Source organism: Rummeliibacillus pycnus, from assembly GCF_002884495.1.
GTDB classification, from domain to species: Bacteria; Bacillota; Bacilli; order Bacillales_A; family Planococcaceae; genus Rummeliibacillus; species Rummeliibacillus pycnus.
On sequence record NZ_KZ614145.1, the window covers coordinates 1,664,301 to 1,681,021 of the forward strand.

The window sequence follows — 16,721 nt, forward strand, 5'->3', positions numbered from 1 at the left end:
ACTGAGTTATTTAGAATATTCAGAATTGTAAAATACATACTTTATTTGGTATATTATTACTTGGGTGCTTTTTATCAGTGAGAAAAAAACAACTACATCTAAAATAGATATTAAAGATTATTTAAGGAATATTTATATTGTTTTAATATCTAATAAACTTCATATCTTCTATTCTTAGTTAAACAATAATTTTTGAAGGAATCTATTTTTATTAAAGGGGAAAAGGAAACAATGCATATAGGAGAATTTGTGGAAATGATTCAGACTTCAAAGGATACAGTCAGGTATTATGAAGAGCTCAACCTAATAGATCCAATACGAAATGGTGACAAACGAGATTATACAGAAAAAGATATTCAAGACTTTCATATCATTAAGGAAATGCAAGCAATTGGGCTTACAATTAGAGAGATACAGATCATATTTCACTTAAAACGTTCTGCTGGATTTCAATCGCCCTCTTTACTCCAAGATATTCAAGATAAACTGTATACATCCATAAAGAAAATTGAACAAGCAGAAAGAGAATTGGCTATACGTAGAATGAAAACATACCGTCTATTATCTTATCTAGATAGTTTACATAAAAATGGCTAAATTATAAAATACAATTGCCAAATTGTTGATTTGGATAAAATAGGAGGAATATTCTTCAGTAATCTAACTTACAAGGTTCTTGTTTCTTATTCTTTATTATTTATTAGAATGAGCATAGTGTGTGGAATGATTTCTTAATTGTCAGACCGAAAGGGAGCGGTTTTTTCACTTACTCACACACAATAATAATGAGCAAATTTAAATAGAAGCTTTGTTAGCAATTGAAAGAATAAATTAAAAAAGCACCTCATTGTTATTTACTACAAAACAACTGATGTGCTTTTTAAACTACTTACTAATGTTATTTACTTTAGAATTGTTTATTAGTTTACATTCATTTTTAATAACCCATTCGTTTATATGTTGAGCAATCAAAATAGGTTGATCACTAAACAAGTCATGTCCAGCTTTTGGAATACTAATGATTGTCGCTGCGTTAGCTAATTGCTCGAATCTCTTGCAGGAACTTTCTCTTATTGCGTTTACTTCTTCGGGTTCTGAAGCTGTTAATAGCAAGATTGGTACTTTGATACGCTCCAATATATCTTTTACTGATTCTTCAAAAAAGACAGTAATGAATGCTTGAATCGTATCTAATTCAACCTTTAATTGAATTTCGTTGTTTACTTCTTTCACTCGCGCACGAGCAGCAACTTCTAATTCTTTTGACCAGCTTGAATATTCCTTCTTTTCCTCCTCTATAAAGTCTTTCCAAGAGTCATATCGTGATTCAGTATAATGTCGCTCAGATTCTTGCAATTGTTCTTCTAATGAGCCAAATTCAGATGGTGTAATATAACCTCCATCCAATAAAATAATACCTTTTAATTTTTCTGGATATTTCTCACCATAATACAGTGCTATATTGCCACCTAAGGAGTGACCCATTAGATAAAATGATTGTTTTTCAAGCTTACTTAATTTTTCATGAATTTTTTCTGCTAATTTCGCAGGTTGATAATCTGTCTTCTTATTACACTTTTCGGCATTTCCATGACCAGGTAAATCAAACGCCAAAATATGATAAGTATCAAGATATTTAGAAAACTCTCCAAACGTTAATCCTGTACTCCCCATTCCATGTAAACTAACTAGCGTTGTATTCTGAGGATTTCCCCATTCATAAAATTCTTCGTTTATTTAAATCACCTCTTCCTATTAAAAATTTAAGCCCTGATTCATAAAATCAGAGCTTATACTTTTATAATTTTTTTAAAAACTCTTTCATTAATCCTGGTAAGTCTGGCCATGCATGTCCACTAACAAGATTTCCTTCTGTATGAAGATGTTCTTCAATGTATGTTCCACCTGCAACTTGTACTTCTGGTTTACACGCAATATAAGCAGTAAGCTCCCGTCCTTTGATCACATTAGGAATGACCGCAAAGATTTGAGCAGCGTGGCAAACCGCTGCAATTGGTTTATTTGCCTCAAAGAAATGACTCACAATAGCTGGAATATATTCATTGAGGCGGATATATTCCGGTGCCCGACCACCTGGGATGATTAATCCGTCATATTCTTCTGGTTTAATGTTTTCGAAGCTAGCATTTGCTTCTAATCCATAACCTGGCTTTTCTGTATACGTATCTACACCATCAATAAAATCATGGACAACCGTTTGAATTTTTTTTACACTTGGAGCAGCGATGGTTACATGAAAGCCTTCTTCAAGACAACGATAATAAGGATAGTACACTTCTAAAGCCTCTACTGCATCACCAGCTAATATTAAAATTTTCTTTGTCATTTTGTCATCTCCTCTATTAAAATACCTAAAATAACTTTCGTTTTACTATTTCGTTCTATTCATCATTAAACCCTTTTAATTGAGTACAATGTCATTAATTTGTAAATTTCTATTTATATATTTACTTTTATACTTGTTTTACTATAATATGGTTATATAAAAATTATATTGATAACAAGGGGTGTCCAGTGAGTTGGGCTGAGAGAGAAACACGTTGACGTTTCTTAACCCTCGGGACCTGATCTGGTTCATACCAGCGTGGGGATGTTACATCACTGAGCAAAGTAGATAATCTATCTATGTATATCGCCAGGTCCATTTTTTATAATGGGCCTGGTTTTTTGTTCATTTGAAATATTCACTATGGAATAGATCTGTCCCTATTATCGATAAGAAGAATAGGAGATAACCAAGATGAAAAAAACGAATGAAGAGATGAATTTTGCCATTATGTCTAGTTTTTCTGGTAGCCGTAAAGTATACCAACAAGGAACTCGTGCTGATATTCAGGTACCAATGCGTGAAATTGTTTTATCACCGACAAAAGAAGCGACAGGTGGTATTACTCAGAATCCTTCCGTAAAAATTTATGATACAAGTGGTCCTTATACAGATGAAAACCGCCCTATTAATATTCGAGAGGGTCTTCCTCCTCTTCGCAGAGAATGGATTTTAGAAAGAAATGATGTAGAAGAATATATTGGTAGAAACATAAAACCTGAAGATAATGGATACAAAAAAGAAAATAATACTGATTCTATAGAGCAATTTCCATACGTTAATTCCAGACCATTACGTGCCCAAGAAGGAAAAAATGTTACACAGCTTCATTATGCACGAAATGGTATGATAACACCTGAAATGGAATTTATCGCAATAAGGGAAAATGTAGAACCAGAATTTGTTCGTAAAGAAGTGGCGGAAGGAAGAGCAATAATTCCAGCTAATATTAATCATCCTGAGATTGAACCTATGATTATCGGACGAAATTTTCATGTAAAAATTAATGCTAATATCGGAAATTCTGCTGTATCCTCTTCGATCAAAGATGAAGTTGAAAAAATGACATGGGCTATTCGTTGGGGTGCTGATACCATTATGGATCTCTCAACAGGAAAGAATATCCATACAACGAGAGAATGGATTATTAGAAATTCACCGGTACCTGTTGGAACGGTTCCTATTTATCAAGCTTTAGAAAAAGTTGCAGGTATTGCAGAAGATTTAACTTGGGAAGTATATAGAGATACTTTAATCGAACAAGCAGAACAAGGTGTAGATTATTTTACCATTCATGCAGGTGTGCTTTTACGTTATATTCCATTAACAGTTAAACGTATGACTGGGATTGTATCCCGTGGTGGTTCAATCCTTGCACAATGGTGTTTAGCACATCACGAAGAAAACTTTTTATATACTCATTTTGAAGAAATCTGTGAAATTATGAAATCGTATGATATTGCCTTTTCATTAGGAGATGGTTTACGCCCAGGATCCATTGCTGATGCAAATGATGATGCACAATTTGCCGAACTAGAAACACTTGGAGAATTGACCAAGATTGCTTGGAAACACGATGTACAAGTCATGATTGAAGGCCCAGGACATATCCCAATGCATTTGATTAAAGAAAATGTAGATAAACAAATGGAAGTTTGCCAAGAAGCGCCTTTTTATACATTAGGACCTCTTACTACTGATATTGCTCCAGGATATGATCATATTACTTCTGCAATAGGAGCTGCAATGATTGGTTGGTTCGGTACTGCAATGTTATGCTATGTAACACCAAAAGAACATCTAGGATTGCCAAATAAAGAGGACGTACGCACAGGTGTTATCACTTACAAAATTGCTGCACATGCTGCGGACTTAGCAAAAGGACATAAAGGTGCGCAACTAAGAGATGATGCCTTGTCAAAAGCTCGCTTTGAATTTCGTTGGAATGACCAATTTAACCTATCACTTGATCCAGAAAAAGCTTTAGAATATCATGATGAAACATTGCCGGCTGAAGGTGCAAAAACTGCTCACTTCTGCTCAATGTGTGGACCTAAATTCTGTAGTATGCGAATTTCACAAGATATTCGAAATTTAGCAAAAGAAAAAGAACTGACTGTGGATGGTCTTATTGGAGTAGGGATGAAAGAAAAAGCATCAGAATTCCGTCAACAGGGAAGCCAAATTTACCGGTAAATCATAACAAAACCAGCTAGTAACAAACACTAGCTGGTTTTGTTATTTACTGTAAAACTTCTAAATTTGTTAAAAAGTAATGCTTATTACTCATTGGTAAAACATTTTCTAAATTTTGAACTTTTTTAGTATAGATCTTTTTCTTTGAAGATAAATCATATGTTTCTAGGTAAAATTGTTGTTTTTCATCGGAGTATATATGGTGAATTTGATTATTTTCAAAAGTTACTTGCTCAAAGCGACTATTCCCCTTCTTCTCATAACTCAACTGTAGTGTCTTTTTGATTTCTCCATTAGCTACATTATATTCATAAATTTCACCAAGTCCATTTACATAATAAAAATGACCATTATTGATATAAGCTGAGTGATTAAAATTAAATGGTAGTCCATTCTCTACTTGATACTTAGAACGATACTGAATGAAAGGTATTTCCTTTACTTTTTTTGTATCACGATTAATAATAACTAAACGTAAATCTTCACGGTTTTCTGCTTGATAATAGGACATAACAAAATAGAAATGCTGATGATCCACAACCACTGGCGATATTGCATCCAATTCCTCTGCGTTTTTTAAAGGAAGATCGAGCAATTTTTTTGTCTTTGCTTTCGATTGTAATCTGACTTCCTGTAAAGCAAACTCTCCAGATATTAAATCTTGCGTTACTACAAGAAGACAGTCCGATAATTGACCTGTAGTTGAAATAAAATAAGGAATCTGTGTATTATGAATCATATCTTCTCCACCATAACGAATTGTTGATATATAATCTTCCGTTTTGCTAAATCCTGTATTATACAAGCTATAGTATTGTTTCGTTTTTGGAAGATACCCAGTTTGAATACCTCTAAACTCTTCTGATGGCATATTATATGTAATCAGCTTTTTACTGAGTAACATCACTCGATTGGATTCCTCTATAAAAAGGTCATTCTTATTAAAATATGTACTTCCATTTTCTAATCCAGATAACTTTAATCCACGTGCATTTCCTTGATTGTCTATAAATATGACTTGGCTATTGCCCTTTCCCTTCTGCAACTCTTGTGTTGTAGAAGAAGCGTAAAGGACAGCCAACTGCTGATTTAGAAAATTTTGCTTTTTTATTTCTGTTAATGATAGTGTAATATCATTTAATTTTGATGCTTTCTTATAACTTTTAAATGTAAATATACCAACACTTAATAATCCAATCAATGAAACTAAAATAATGATCTTACTATATTTCATGATTCCTCCTAAATATTTCGACTACCTACATTATTAAATAAATCCAAAATGACAACTATCCATTACTATATTACCATAAACACCAAGTAAAAAAATGTAAAACCTATTATACCTCACTGAAAAAAGAACTTAGCTTAATTTCGCCAAGTTCTATAGCAATAACTTACTGTCCGTTTATGTGGGATAAATAAAAAAAGGCCAATTCTCGTTCATGGAATTGGCCTAACCTACTGCAATATCTTGATAATACCAATCTAGAAAATCCTCCTTCCTTACAACGTTCAGTATACAAGGTGTTCGTTCTTGTTGTTCTAATTTTTTCCATTCACTAAAAAATTGATGTTCTACATGTAAAGTCATATACGGGAGTTTTGCTTGAGCTTTTTGTGAGCGAATATTCTCGATTCGTGCTCCTGCAAAAACATAATTTAACTGTAATTTTTCAAAAGCAATCTTTAGTATTTCCATTTTAGCCAGTTGATTGTAACCTTTCCCCCAATAAGGGCGCCCTAACCATGTACCAATATGACATAGTTTTTGTTCTTCATCTATACCCTTTAATGAAGTAACACCAATCAACTGATTTTTTTCATTGAAAATCATCCTAGAGAATTGCTGACCTAAACGTTCTTCTAATTGCATCAGTCTGATAAAGTCTCTTGTCCCTGCAATAGAACACTGTATATCAGTCATTCCTAGTGCATTACGAACATCTGGAATACTGGTCAATTTAGACATTTCTTCTGCGTACTTAATATCATGAGAGACTAAATGAATACATACCATAATCAAAACCTCCTGAAGTCATATTTCTTCAAACGTTGCTCGTCTAGATCTTTATGTATTACATCGAACTCAGCAAATTGGATTTCTATAATTATAGACATAAAATAGACACATTTCAAACTTAAGCTTTTAAATGTTATAATTTTCTGTTCAATTCCATTAGTGTAAAAATTCAGAAAAAGAAGGTTTAAGAATACTGAATATAGAAATAATAGTCATACAAAAGCATAAGGAGATGTTGAGAATGAAGGATCTAAACACGGCTATTTTTCTTTTAGTAATAGGGATTGTTTTATTGATTGGAGGGATTGTCGCACCAATTTATAGTATAGAAATCCGCTGGTTATTTGGAATATTGAGTGTTGCTTCCTTTTATTCTAGTTATGCTATGTATTCTGCACGGGGTAGAAGTAGAGAAGATAATATGATTCAATCTTAATAATATGGCTAAAGCTACACAAATTATTTACTTGCATAAGTGTTTTTTGCGACCATAAAAGGGCATCTTAAAGTCACAATTAACTATAAGTTGCCCCATTACTTATGTATTTTAGTTATAAATCCTCAAATTGAATTTGATGCACTCCACTTTGTTGACTTTTTTCAAAATATGCTTGGATTTCCATTAATACTGATTGAGGGATTGTTGTTTCACAATCACATGTTAATGCAGGTATATTCACAACTTGAACCAAACCAGTAGATGTTTGATAACTGTGAGAAATATGAACATTTTTCTTTTCACAGCTACATTTTCCACAAATCATAATTACACTCCTAACTCCATCAAACTATTTAAGTGCATGATATTATTTACATAACTAGAGACTCACACTATTACAATTATATTGATTCTTTATTCTTAATGTCAATGAGAGAATATGAAGGTAATATGCAATTTTTCTTTTAAAACATAAAAAAGAGTAAGTAATTTGAACTACACTACTTACTCTTTTTATTTTATCTACTTATTTTTTGTTTCTGAACGGGCTTCTGTCATTTGTTTCCATACAGATCCCATTGCTTCTTGTCCTTGTGAAATACGAGCGATCGCCATTTTCACTTGCAATTTCACTTCAAATTCTGAGTCATTACTTGCTTCTTCTAGAGCATCTAAACTGGCCGTAGTACCCGTTTCATATAAGAACATGGCTGCTCGCCAACGAACAAGTTTATTGCGATCCTTTAATGCTTCCATCATTGCAGGTTCAAATTCTACAAAACCTAAATCGCTGATACAATCTCCCGCAGTACGACGAACAGAAGCACTTTTATCTTGTAATGCTTTAACTAAAAATGGGACAACCGCTGTATCATCAATCATTCCAAGGTAGACAGTTGCAAGTCGTCGAATGGACATTTTCTCATCTGCTAATGCCTTTTGTAATAATGCAAGATCACCCACTTCAGGATCAGCCATTTGATCAAGTAATTGGAAACGAGTTTCCCAATCATCAACTTCAAATTCTTGTAGTGAAATTTTTCGTTTGTTTTGGAAAACAGTTGTTCTTTGTTCTTTACTTGCATTTATGAGTTCTGAAATACGACTTTCTGGAAATGCTGCTTCTAATTCATCGACCATACTCTGACCAATATCTTCTTTTTCACCATACCGAACACCGTAATCAACCCATTTACGTTGTAAAATATAGTTTTCGTCTGCTTGCATCGCTTGATTAAATGCTTCTATAAATCGTTTAGCTAAACCAAAACGTTGTTCAGAAATGCTATCAAATACTTTTACTTGAAGTGGGATTCCTTTGAACATTTGAACATGAACATAAATTTCACCATAATGTTCATCTACTTGTTTCTTCCCTTCTGTTGTTTCATTTTGTTCACCAAATGAATTACGAACTGCTGCTAGAATATTTACCCAATCGTATCTAGAAATTCGTTCAACTGCTAGAAAATCTGCAACATGGTAAACACCTTTGATACCTTCAATGGATAAAATGTCTTGAATTTCTTTAGGTGCTTCTTCTTTGTTTTTTTCATTATAATTATGTGCAGTACCAAATGGTAATTCATGATCAAGTATTATTTTCATCGTATTGGGACTTGGAGTTGGCTCAATTGTCACTATTTTCATCATGTTTCCTCCTTTAACTCTAACCATTCACGATATTTTGTAAGTATTCCCAACGTTCAATAAGAAGCTCATATTTTGCATTTAACTCTTCTAACTCAGCAGTTAAGTTTTGTAATAAGGTAAAATCTGAACCCGCATTAGAAATACCATCTTCAGCTTCCATAATAGCTTCTTCTACTTGTGCAATATCTTCCTCAATGGTCTCCCACTCTTTTTGTTCTTTAAATGACAGTTTTTTCTTTTGTGTTTTTACTTTTGGTTCTTTCACCTTTTCTGCAGGCTTTTCTTTTACTTGTGTATTGATTTTTATTTTTGATTGTTTTGCTAGGTAATCACTATAAAGATCATAGCTTTCTTCTACACCACCACGACCATCTAATACCCATAATTTCTTTGCAATACGGTCAAGGAAGAAACGGTCATGTGAAATCGTCACAACAACCCCACTAAATTGTTCGATAAAATCTTCTAAAACCGAAAGTGTTTCAACATCTAAATCATTTGTTGGTTCATCAAGTAATAAGACATTTGGTTGTTCCATCAGTAGTTTTAATAAATATAAACGTTTTCTTTCGCCACCTGATAATTTACCAATCGGGGTCCCATGTGTATGTAATGGGAATAAAAAACGCTCTAACATAGATGCAGCAGAGTGATGCTCACCTGTTGCATCTTCAATATCATTTGCAGTCTCACGAATATATTCAATCATTCGTTGATTTGAATTCATCTCAGGTAGGTGTTGAGTAAAGTGTGCAATTTTTACTGTTGAACCGACATCAATCATACCTTCATCTGGTTGAATATCTCCTGAAAGCATATTTAATAATGTACTTTTCCCTACTCCGTTTGCACCAATAATCCCAAGTCGGTCACCTTGTTGTAAAAGAAAAGAGAAATTTTTGATCAATTGTTTTTCTTGATAGCCCTTTGTAATGTCTTTAGCTTCAATTACTTTTTTTCCTAATCTAGAAGTAGCCAGGCCAAGTTCAAGATTCGAATCAGCTGATCCATGTTCAAGATTTTCAGAAAGCTCTTCAAAACGTTGTATTCGAGCTTTTTGTTTTGTTGAACGAGCTTGGGCACCACGTCGAATCCATTTTAACTCTGATCGATAACGATTCCGCATTTTCGCCTGAGTTGCAATTGTCATCTCTTGTCTTATTGCTTTTGCTTCTAAATATGCAGCATAATTCCCATTATGTTTGTATAATGTTTGGTCTGCGATTTCATAGATATGCGTTGAAATTGCATCCAGGAAATAGCGATCATGCGTAATGAAAATAACTGCTCCTTTTAAACGTAAAACCATCTCTTGTAACCATTCAGTTGATTGAACATCCAGATGATTGGTTGGTTCATCGAGTAGATATAAATCTGCTGGTTCAATTAAAATCTTAGCTAGGGCCACACGTTTTTGTTGCCCACCAGATAGATTGACAACTTCTTCATCAAACAATTCAATGCCAAGTTTTGTTAAGGCTGTTTTTGCTAAAGCATTGACATCCCATGCTTGTTGTTGATCCATTTGCTGTTGCAAGCGAAAAAGTTGTTCTTGTAAAATAGTAGATTCTGGTTCATGAGCAAGAGCAGTCACTGTTTCTTCATATTGTCTATTTAGTTTCAATATCGGAGAATCTCCTGTAAAAACTGCTTGTAATACCGTTTCTCCAGGAGAGAATATTGGATTTTGAGGGAGATAGGCTACACGAAATTTATTTGGATGATCTAATTCAATGGTATCTGCTTCTAATTCACCTGCTAAAATAGCCATTAATGTAGACTTACCCGTCCCATTAATACCAATTAATCCTGCTCTTTCTCCTTCCACTATTGTAAACTCAATATCTTTAAATAGCGTTTTATCGCCAACTGTTTTTGTACAGTTCGAAACAATTAAATGACTCATAATTTTCCATCTCTTTCTAACTTCAGTTGTTGTAAAAAATCTATCATAAACTGATGACGACCTTCAGCCAATTCTCTTCCTTTTGTTGTCGTCATTAAATCCTTTAACAATAGAAGTTTTTCATAAAAGTGTGTTACAGAAGCCGTTTCTTTTTTTCGATACTCTTCTTCCGTCATTTGATATCGGACTTCCTCTTCAAAATCATACAGTTTACGCCCTTTCGCTCCACCAAAAGCAAAAGTTCTAGCTATTCCTACTGCCCCAATTGCATCAAGACGGTCTGCATCTCTGACAATCATTGCTTCGAGTGATTTTGCCTTTAACTCATTTCCACCACGAAATGAAACAGATGCAATAATTTCTCTAATTTGTCGTATTTCTTCAGTTGTCAGGTCAAGCTGATTTAATATCGCAATTTCGTTTTCTTTACCAGTTGTGTATTTTGGATCGCTTACATCATGTAATAGAACAGCTAATTGAACGAATTGTGTATTAGCTGTTGGTTCTGACTTCAAAATTGTATTTGCATTTATCATAACTCTTTCGATATGTTGATAATCATGACTTGCATCAAATTGATCGTAAATGGATTTTACGAGTTGTTCGCATTTCTCCACTTTATTCATTATTATCTTTACTCCTTTTCTTGCAAGGTAGTTCTATTATAACGATAAATACGCTTTGATTGTGTATTGATGAACTAATTACATAAAAAAAGACTACTTCCATTCAAAACTTGCAATGGAAATAGTCTTTTAAGTGTTTGATTAGAATAATCCTATCGCGTTACCATTTTCGTCTACATCCATTTTCAATGCAGCAGGCTCTTTAGGAAGACCAGGCATTGTCATAATATCCCCGGTTAGACAAACGATAAATTTAGCACCTAGCTTTGGAATAATTTCTCTGACTGTAATCGTAAATCCTTCTGGGCGGCCTAGTAATTTCGGTTGATCGGTCAATGAGTATTGTGTTTTAGCCATACACACTGGCATCGAATCCCAACCGAATTTTTCAATTTCAGTTATTTGTTTTCTAGCTTTATCGGTAAATTTTACATCTTGACCGCCATAAACTTTTTGAACAATTGATCGTATTTTCTGTTCTATTGAATCTGTTACATTATAAATTGGTTGGAAGTGATTTTCTTCATTTACAACTTCTAATACGGCCTTTGCAAGCTCTATACCACCTGCTCCACCTTCTTCCCATACATTAGTACGAGCTACTTTGACACATTCTTTTTCACACCACTTAATAATCTCTTCGATTTCTGCTTCTGTATCTGTAATAAAGCGGTTCAGTGCAACAACAGGTTCTACCCCAAACTGACGAACTGTATCGATATGTTTTTCAAGATTTGAAATACCTTTTCTAATTGCTTCTACATTTTCGATTTTTAGTTTTGTTTTATCGACTCCACCATGCATTTTTAATGCACGTGCTGTTGCAACAATTACAACCGCGTCTGGTTTTAAATTTCCTTGAACAGCTTTAATATCCATAAATTTTTCTGCACCTAAATCCGCACCAAATCCAGCTTCTGTTACAACTAGATCAGCAAGCTTCCGTGCAGTATTCGTTGCTTGAATAGAATTACAGCCATGTGCAATGTTCGCAAAAGGACCACCATGAATTATGGCAGGCGTTCCTTCAATTGTTTGAACTAAATTTGGTTTAAATGCATCTTTTAATAGAAGGGTTAATGCACCTTCAACACCTAAATCACGAACAAAGACAGGTTCTTTGTCATAAGTATAGCCGATTACAATATCAGAAAGCCTTTTTTTCAAGTCTTGAATGTCCGTAGCAAGGCAGAAAATTGCCATAATTTCTGATGCAACAGTAATATCAAAACCATCTTCACGTGGTGTTCCTTGACCAGGACCTCCTAGTCCGATTACAATATGACGTAATGCACGATCATTCATATCTAATACCCGTTTCCAAATAATTCTTCGTGGATCAATTTTAAGTTTGTTTCCTTGATGGATATGATTATCAATTAATGCAGCAAGTGCATTGTTTGCAGTTGTAATAGCGTGTAAATCACCTGTAAAATGGAGATTGATATCATCCATTGGTAATACTTGTGCGTAACCACCACCTGTAGCACCACCTTTTATTCCCATTACAGGTCCCAATGATGGTTCACGTAGTGCAACAATGACATTATGTTGCAATTTATGTAAAGCGTCTGCAAGGCCGACAGTTACTGTGGATTTTCCTTCTCCGGCTGGAGTTGGATTTGTCGCTGTCACAAGCACTACTTTTGCAGTTGGCTGTTTTTGCGCCAATTTACTAACATCTATTTTCGCTTTATATTTACCGTATAATTCAAGTGCATCCTCAGGAATTCCTGCAACTGCAGCAATTTCTGATATTGGACGAATAGTTGCGTTTCTAGCGATTTCTAAATCAGATAAAGGTTGGACAGTTTTTGACACAGTGGCTCCTACTTTCGTTTCAAAATTAATGGTAAGCTTTATATTTGTAGCTCACCATTTCGATAACCTAACCATACTATAAATTATATTATTCATCAATTAGAGCTACACATCGACAATGAATTGACAATTTTTATAAAATCATGTATAGTTTATCCATCATTTATTATTGGCAAAACTCTAAACTTTACCTAGTATTTAAATAATGCAATCAAGCTTTTAGTATGTAGCCCCTATCAATTTTTTTGCTATCACCTTGATTTCAACTAAATAAGAGGCATAATGGGGCTTACCTTGCCGTCAAAAGTAATAAATGCGAAAATTTGAATTTTGTTGTTGGGAGGAAAGCGGATGCACCACGGAAAAGTAAAATGGTTCGATAACGAAAAAGGCTATGGTTTTATTGAGTACAATAATGGTGATGACGTTTTTGTCCATTTCACTGGCATTCAAGAAGAAGGTTTTCGTACTTTGAACGAAGGACAAGATGTGAGTTTCGATATTATCGAAGGAAATCGCGGTCCCCAAGCGACAAATGTAATTAAAATATAAATAATAAAGCTACTCAGCCAAAAGACTGAATAGCTTTTTTCTATGCCCCCACTTTTTTTGCTTCAATACGGACAATTTGATGCTTATTCACTTGATTTACGATAAATTGAAAACCTTCAGATTCAAAGAAATCTCCTTCTTTTGCATTATCTTGATGTGACATGAACCACCCACCAATGGTATCAATATCTTCTTCATCAATTTGTACACCTAACATATCATTTACTTGATTAAGCAATACTTTACCATCAAAACTAAAGTGACCTTCCGCTACTTTTTGAATCTCTGGTAACTCATCACCATCAAACTCATCTCGTATTTCACCAACAATTTCTTCAATAATGTCTTCAATCGTTACTAATCCTGATGTACCACCATACTCATCTAGCAAAATGGCCATATGGATTCTTTCTTTTTGGAATTTCACAAGGAGATTATTAATTGGAACTGTTTCAATAATTCGAATTACAGGTTGCATATAATCCTGTACAGTTTTTGTTTCACTTTTTTTATCTATTATAAGTGCTGAAAGAAGTTGTTTCATATTAACGATTCCAATTACATGATCCTTATCACCATCTGTAACAGGATAACGTGTATATTGCTCAACATTCATCAGCTCGAAAACTTCACTTAAAGTTGTTTGCTTATCAAAACTTACAATTTCAGTTCGAGGCACCATAATTTCCTTTGCAATCCGTTCATCAAATTCAAAAATTTGATTCACTAGTTTATATTCAGAAGGGTTAATTTCGCCATTTTTATAACTATCTGATAAAATCATACGTAATTCTTCCTCACTATGAACTTCTTCACCTTCGGATTGCATTTTTAAGCCAAAAATACTCGTCAAAACTCTTGCAGATCCATTTAATAATTTGATGACTGGATACATGATGTTATGAAAAAGTATTAAAGTCCCTGAAAAGTTCAAGGTAATTTTCTCTGCTTGCTGAATCGCAAATGTTTTCGGTGCTAATTCACCTACTACAACATGTAAAAATGTTACAACTGAAAATGCAACAATAAAGGATAGTAATGTTGCTGTACTTCCTTCAATACCAATAGCTTCAAAAAGCGGATGTAATAGTTTATCTGCTGTAGGCTCACCAATCCACCCTAAACCTAGTGCTGTAATGGTAATACCTAGTTGACATGCTGATAAATACTCATCTAAATTTGTTAATACTTTTTTCGCTTTTTTTGCTTTTCTGTTGCCTTCTGTAAGTAACTGATTAATTCGCGTTGGCCTTACTTTTACAATTGCGAACTCAGTTGCGACAAAAAATCCAGTCATCGCAATTAAAATAACAAACAGAATTAAATTACTGGCTATTTCATTGTCCAAATATGGTCTCTCTACGTTAAACGCTTCTATTCAACGCAGAGAATTCACCTCCTGTTTTTTCTTACTATTCTAAATTTAATGGAAATCATATGAAAAAAGCAAATTAAATCTGTTAATACTATATTATTTTTTTCTAAAAATTATAAAAAAATTCACCTTTTCTAATAAGAAATATTATGCAAGATTTGGAATTAGCTATGGTTATTAGCCGCATAAGTCTTTGCTAATTTTTTTGTATCTCCTCATTCACAGAAAACTTCTACCATTCATGAGCTCTTACGTAAAAAAGACTATAGGCAAACTCAATAAATTTCGAGTTTGTCTATAGTCTGAATTCGTTTGAAAAAAAGAGATTTTTAAACAATCAACGTACAGCTGTAACAGCAAAAAACTCATTATATAATGCTAGCAAAATATCGTTTTCAAATTTTTCTTGGACACCAAATGATAAACTTACTTCAGAAGATCCTTGGTTGATCATTTCAATATTTGCACCTGTTTTTGAAATTGCAGAAGCAGCACGTGCAGCTAAACCTGTACTATTATTCATTCCTTCTCCCACAACAACAATCATCGAAAAACCGTGACGAAAATAGACATCATCTGCATTTAACTCATTCAATACACGGTTCACTATGCGTCCTTCTTTTTCAGGGGATAGTTGTCTACTACGAATAATAATCGAAATATCATCTACTCCAGATGGTGTATGATCATACGAAATTCGTTCTTCTTCAAGAATTTGAAGTAATTTGCGACCAAATCCAATTTCTCTATTCATCAAGTATTTACTTACATACAGAATGGAGAAACCAGAATCTGCTGAAATCCCTGTAACCGGTCGATTATTTTCCTTACGTTTAGAGACAATTCTTGTCCCCTCAACTAGAGGGTTATTGGTATTTTTAATGTTAACTGGAATACCTAGTTTTACAACTGGCATTAACGCTTCATCATGAAATACAGTAAAACCCGCATAAGAAAGTTCTCTCATTTCTCTGTATGTAATTTCATGAATTTCTGCAGGGTTATTGACCACTTTTGGATTTGCACTAAATACACAATCTACATCTGTAAAGTTTTCATACAGGCTCGCTCTAACTGAAGCTGCCATAATTGAACCTGTTATATCAGAACCACCTCGATCAAAAGTACGCAAAACGCCAGATTTTGTAAAACCAAAGAATCCAGGGAAAACGATTACTTCAGCAGTATCTTTTAATGTATTCAAGTTTACATAAGCTTCTGGCTGTGCTTGTGCCCGTTCAGGTCCTTCATTTACAATGAGCCCAGCCTCTTTTGGACTAACATATTTAGCTTTTATCCCTACACTATTAAAGTATTGTGCAATCATTTTAGCATTATTATCTTCACCACTTGCTTTTAGTGTATCCAGTAAATATTCATCACTAACTTTAGAAGCCTCTTCTATACGTGCATGTAAATCTGTTAAAATTGCTTCAGTAATTGAGGGATTAAGTCCTAAACCTTCTGCATTTTCTTTATAACGCGCAACAACATTTAGCAATTTGTCTTCGTACTTACTTCCTGCAATAACCGCTTCTGCTAATTCGATTAATAAATCTGTAACTTTAATATCTTCACTATATCGTTTACCTGGTGCAGATACTACTACAATTTTTCGAGTAACATCAGCTTTTACAATTGCAGCAACTTTTTGAATTTGTTCTGCACTTGCAACTGAAGTTCCACCAAATTTACATACTTTCATCTCATCAAATCCTTACGTTATTATTCTTCTGTACCTCTAAGGAAAACAATTGTTTTTTCACAGTGTACAAATTATATG

At 33.8% G+C, this 16,721-nt stretch carries 15 protein-coding genes and 1 riboswitch; of the genes, 4 read left to right on the plus strand and 11 right to left on the minus strand.

Annotated features, from left to right (window positions below):
* Positions 1–231 precede the first annotated feature (231 nt).
* The gene (locus CEF14_RS08255) at positions 232–597 is read left to right on the plus strand and encodes a MerR family transcriptional regulator (protein WP_102692413.1); all 366 of its coding nucleotides are present in this window, start codon (positions 232–234) and stop codon (positions 595–597) included.
* Between the two features lie 288 nt (positions 598–885).
* Here the strand turns inward: CEF14_RS08255 and CEF14_RS08260 are convergent, their stop codons facing one another.
* Positions 886–1,737: an alpha/beta fold hydrolase gene (locus CEF14_RS08260; RefSeq protein WP_281256548.1), complete on the minus strand. Its 852-nt coding sequence runs from the start codon at positions 1,735–1,737 to the stop codon at positions 886–888.
* Positions 1,738–1,798: 61 nt separating this feature from the next.
* Positions 1,799–2,347, minus strand: a complete 549-nt coding sequence (locus CEF14_RS08265) for a DJ-1/PfpI family protein (RefSeq protein ID WP_102692415.1) — start codon at positions 2,345–2,347, stop codon at positions 1,799–1,801.
* A 167-nt stretch (positions 2,348–2,514) separates the two neighbouring features.
* A riboswitch (TPP riboswitch) is annotated at positions 2,515–2,629 on the plus strand.
* Positions 2,630–2,761: 132 nt separating this feature from the next.
* Between CEF14_RS08265 and thiC the strand changes: the two genes are divergently transcribed.
* Entirely contained in the window at positions 2,762–4,543 is a 1,782-nt protein-coding gene (thiC, locus tag CEF14_RS08270; protein WP_102692416.1) for a phosphomethylpyrimidine synthase ThiC, read from the plus strand.
* Positions 4,544–4,589: 46 nt separating this feature from the next.
* Here thiC and CEF14_RS08275 read toward each other — a convergent pair whose 3' ends face one another.
* Positions 4,590–5,777: a hypothetical protein gene (locus CEF14_RS08275; RefSeq protein ID WP_102692417.1), complete on the minus strand. Its 1,188-nt coding sequence runs from the start codon at positions 5,775–5,777 to the stop codon at positions 4,590–4,592.
* A 222-nt stretch (positions 5,778–5,999) separates the two neighbouring features.
* Positions 6,000–6,563, minus strand: coding sequence for a GNAT family N-acetyltransferase (locus CEF14_RS08280; protein WP_102692418.1), 564 nt, complete (start codon positions 6,561–6,563; stop codon positions 6,000–6,002).
* Between the two features lie 244 nt (positions 6,564–6,807).
* On the opposite strand from CEF14_RS08280, the gene CEF14_RS08285 reads away from it, so the two are divergent.
* On the plus strand, positions 6,808–7,002 hold the full coding sequence (locus tag CEF14_RS08285) for a hypothetical protein (RefSeq protein ID WP_102692419.1): 195 nt from the start codon (positions 6,808–6,810) through the stop codon (positions 7,000–7,002).
* Between the two features lie 115 nt (positions 7,003–7,117).
* On the opposite strand, the gene CEF14_RS08290 is transcribed toward CEF14_RS08285, so the two are convergent.
* The 5 genes from CEF14_RS08290 to CEF14_RS08310 form a co-directional block, all read right to left on the minus strand.
* On the minus strand, positions 7,118–7,330 hold the full coding sequence (locus tag CEF14_RS08290) for a hypothetical protein (protein WP_102692420.1): 213 nt from the start codon (positions 7,328–7,330) through the stop codon (positions 7,118–7,120).
* A gap of 197 nt (positions 7,331–7,527) precedes the next feature.
* Entirely contained in the window at positions 7,528–8,655 is a 1,128-nt protein-coding gene (locus CEF14_RS08295; RefSeq protein WP_102692421.1) for a conserved virulence factor C family protein, read from the minus strand.
* A 19-nt stretch (positions 8,656–8,674) separates the two neighbouring features.
* The gene (locus CEF14_RS08300; protein ID WP_102692422.1) at positions 8,675–10,564 is read right to left on the minus strand and encodes an ABC-F family ATP-binding cassette domain-containing protein; all 1,890 of its coding nucleotides are present in this window, start codon (positions 10,562–10,564) and stop codon (positions 8,675–8,677) included.
* Entirely contained in the window at positions 10,561–11,190 is a 630-nt protein-coding gene (locus CEF14_RS08305) for an HD domain-containing protein (protein WP_102692423.1), read from the minus strand. The genes CEF14_RS08300 and CEF14_RS08305 overlap by 4 nt, the downstream gene beginning before the upstream one ends.
* A 141-nt stretch (positions 11,191–11,331) precedes the next feature.
* Positions 11,332–13,011 carry a formate--tetrahydrofolate ligase gene (locus CEF14_RS08310; protein ID WP_102692424.1) on the minus strand — a complete coding sequence of 560 codons (1,680 nt, stop codon included), beginning with the start codon at positions 13,009–13,011 and terminating at the stop codon, positions 11,332–11,334.
* 351 nt (positions 13,012–13,362) lie between these two features.
* On the opposite strand from CEF14_RS08310, the gene CEF14_RS08315 reads away from it, so the two are divergent.
* Complete coding sequence (locus CEF14_RS08315; RefSeq protein WP_102692425.1) at positions 13,363–13,563, plus strand: cold-shock protein; 201 nt, start codon at positions 13,363–13,365, stop codon at positions 13,561–13,563.
* Positions 13,564–13,603: 40 nt separating this feature from the next.
* Here CEF14_RS08315 and CEF14_RS08320 read toward each other — a convergent pair whose 3' ends face one another.
* Positions 13,604–14,911, minus strand: a complete 1,308-nt coding sequence (locus CEF14_RS08320; RefSeq protein WP_102692426.1) for a hemolysin family protein — start codon at positions 14,909–14,911, stop codon at positions 13,604–13,606.
* A gap of 364 nt (positions 14,912–15,275) precedes the next feature.
* Positions 15,276–16,643: an aspartate kinase gene (locus CEF14_RS08325; RefSeq protein ID WP_102692427.1), complete on the minus strand. Its 1,368-nt coding sequence runs from the start codon at positions 16,641–16,643 to the stop codon at positions 15,276–15,278.
* Positions 16,644–16,721 lie beyond the last annotated feature (78 nt).

What these genes read in the sequence shown, in the direction of transcription:
- CEF14_RS08255 (WP_102692413.1), top strand. Translation starts at nt 232, where the DNA reads ATGCATATAGGAGAATTTGTGGAAATGATTCAGACTTCAAAGGATACA.
- CEF14_RS08265 (WP_102692415.1), bottom strand. Translation starts at nt 2,347, where the DNA reads ATGACAAAGAAAATTTTAATATTAGCTGGTGATGCAGTAGAGGCTTTA.
- thiC (WP_102692416.1), top strand. Translation starts at nt 2,762, where the DNA reads ATGAAAAAAACGAATGAAGAGATGAATTTTGCCATTATGTCTAGTTTT.
- CEF14_RS08275 (WP_102692417.1), bottom strand. Translation starts at nt 5,777, where the DNA reads ATGAAATATAGTAAGATCATTATTTTAGTTTCATTGATTGGATTATTA.
- CEF14_RS08280 (WP_102692418.1), bottom strand. Translation starts at nt 6,563, where the DNA reads ATGGTATGTATTCATTTAGTCTCTCATGATATTAAGTACGCAGAAGAA.
- CEF14_RS08285 (WP_102692419.1), top strand. Translation starts at nt 6,808, where the DNA reads ATGAAGGATCTAAACACGGCTATTTTTCTTTTAGTAATAGGGATTGTT.
- CEF14_RS08290 (WP_102692420.1), bottom strand. Translation starts at nt 7,330, where the DNA reads ATGATTTGTGGAAAATGTAGCTGTGAAAAGAAAAATGTTCATATTTCT.
- CEF14_RS08295 (WP_102692421.1), bottom strand. Translation starts at nt 8,655, where the DNA reads ATGAAAATAGTGACAATTGAGCCAACTCCAAGTCCCAATACGATGAAA.
- CEF14_RS08300 (WP_102692422.1), bottom strand. Translation starts at nt 10,564, where the DNA reads ATGAGTCATTTAATTGTTTCGAACTGTACAAAAACAGTTGGCGATAAA.
- CEF14_RS08305 (WP_102692423.1), bottom strand. Translation starts at nt 11,190, where the DNA reads ATGAATAAAGTGGAGAAATGCGAACAACTCGTAAAATCCATTTACGAT.
- CEF14_RS08315 (WP_102692425.1), top strand. Translation starts at nt 13,363, where the DNA reads ATGCACCACGGAAAAGTAAAATGGTTCGATAACGAAAAAGGCTATGGT.
- CEF14_RS08325 (WP_102692427.1), bottom strand. Translation starts at nt 16,643, where the DNA reads ATGAAAGTATGTAAATTTGGTGGAACTTCAGTTGCAAGTGCAGAACAA.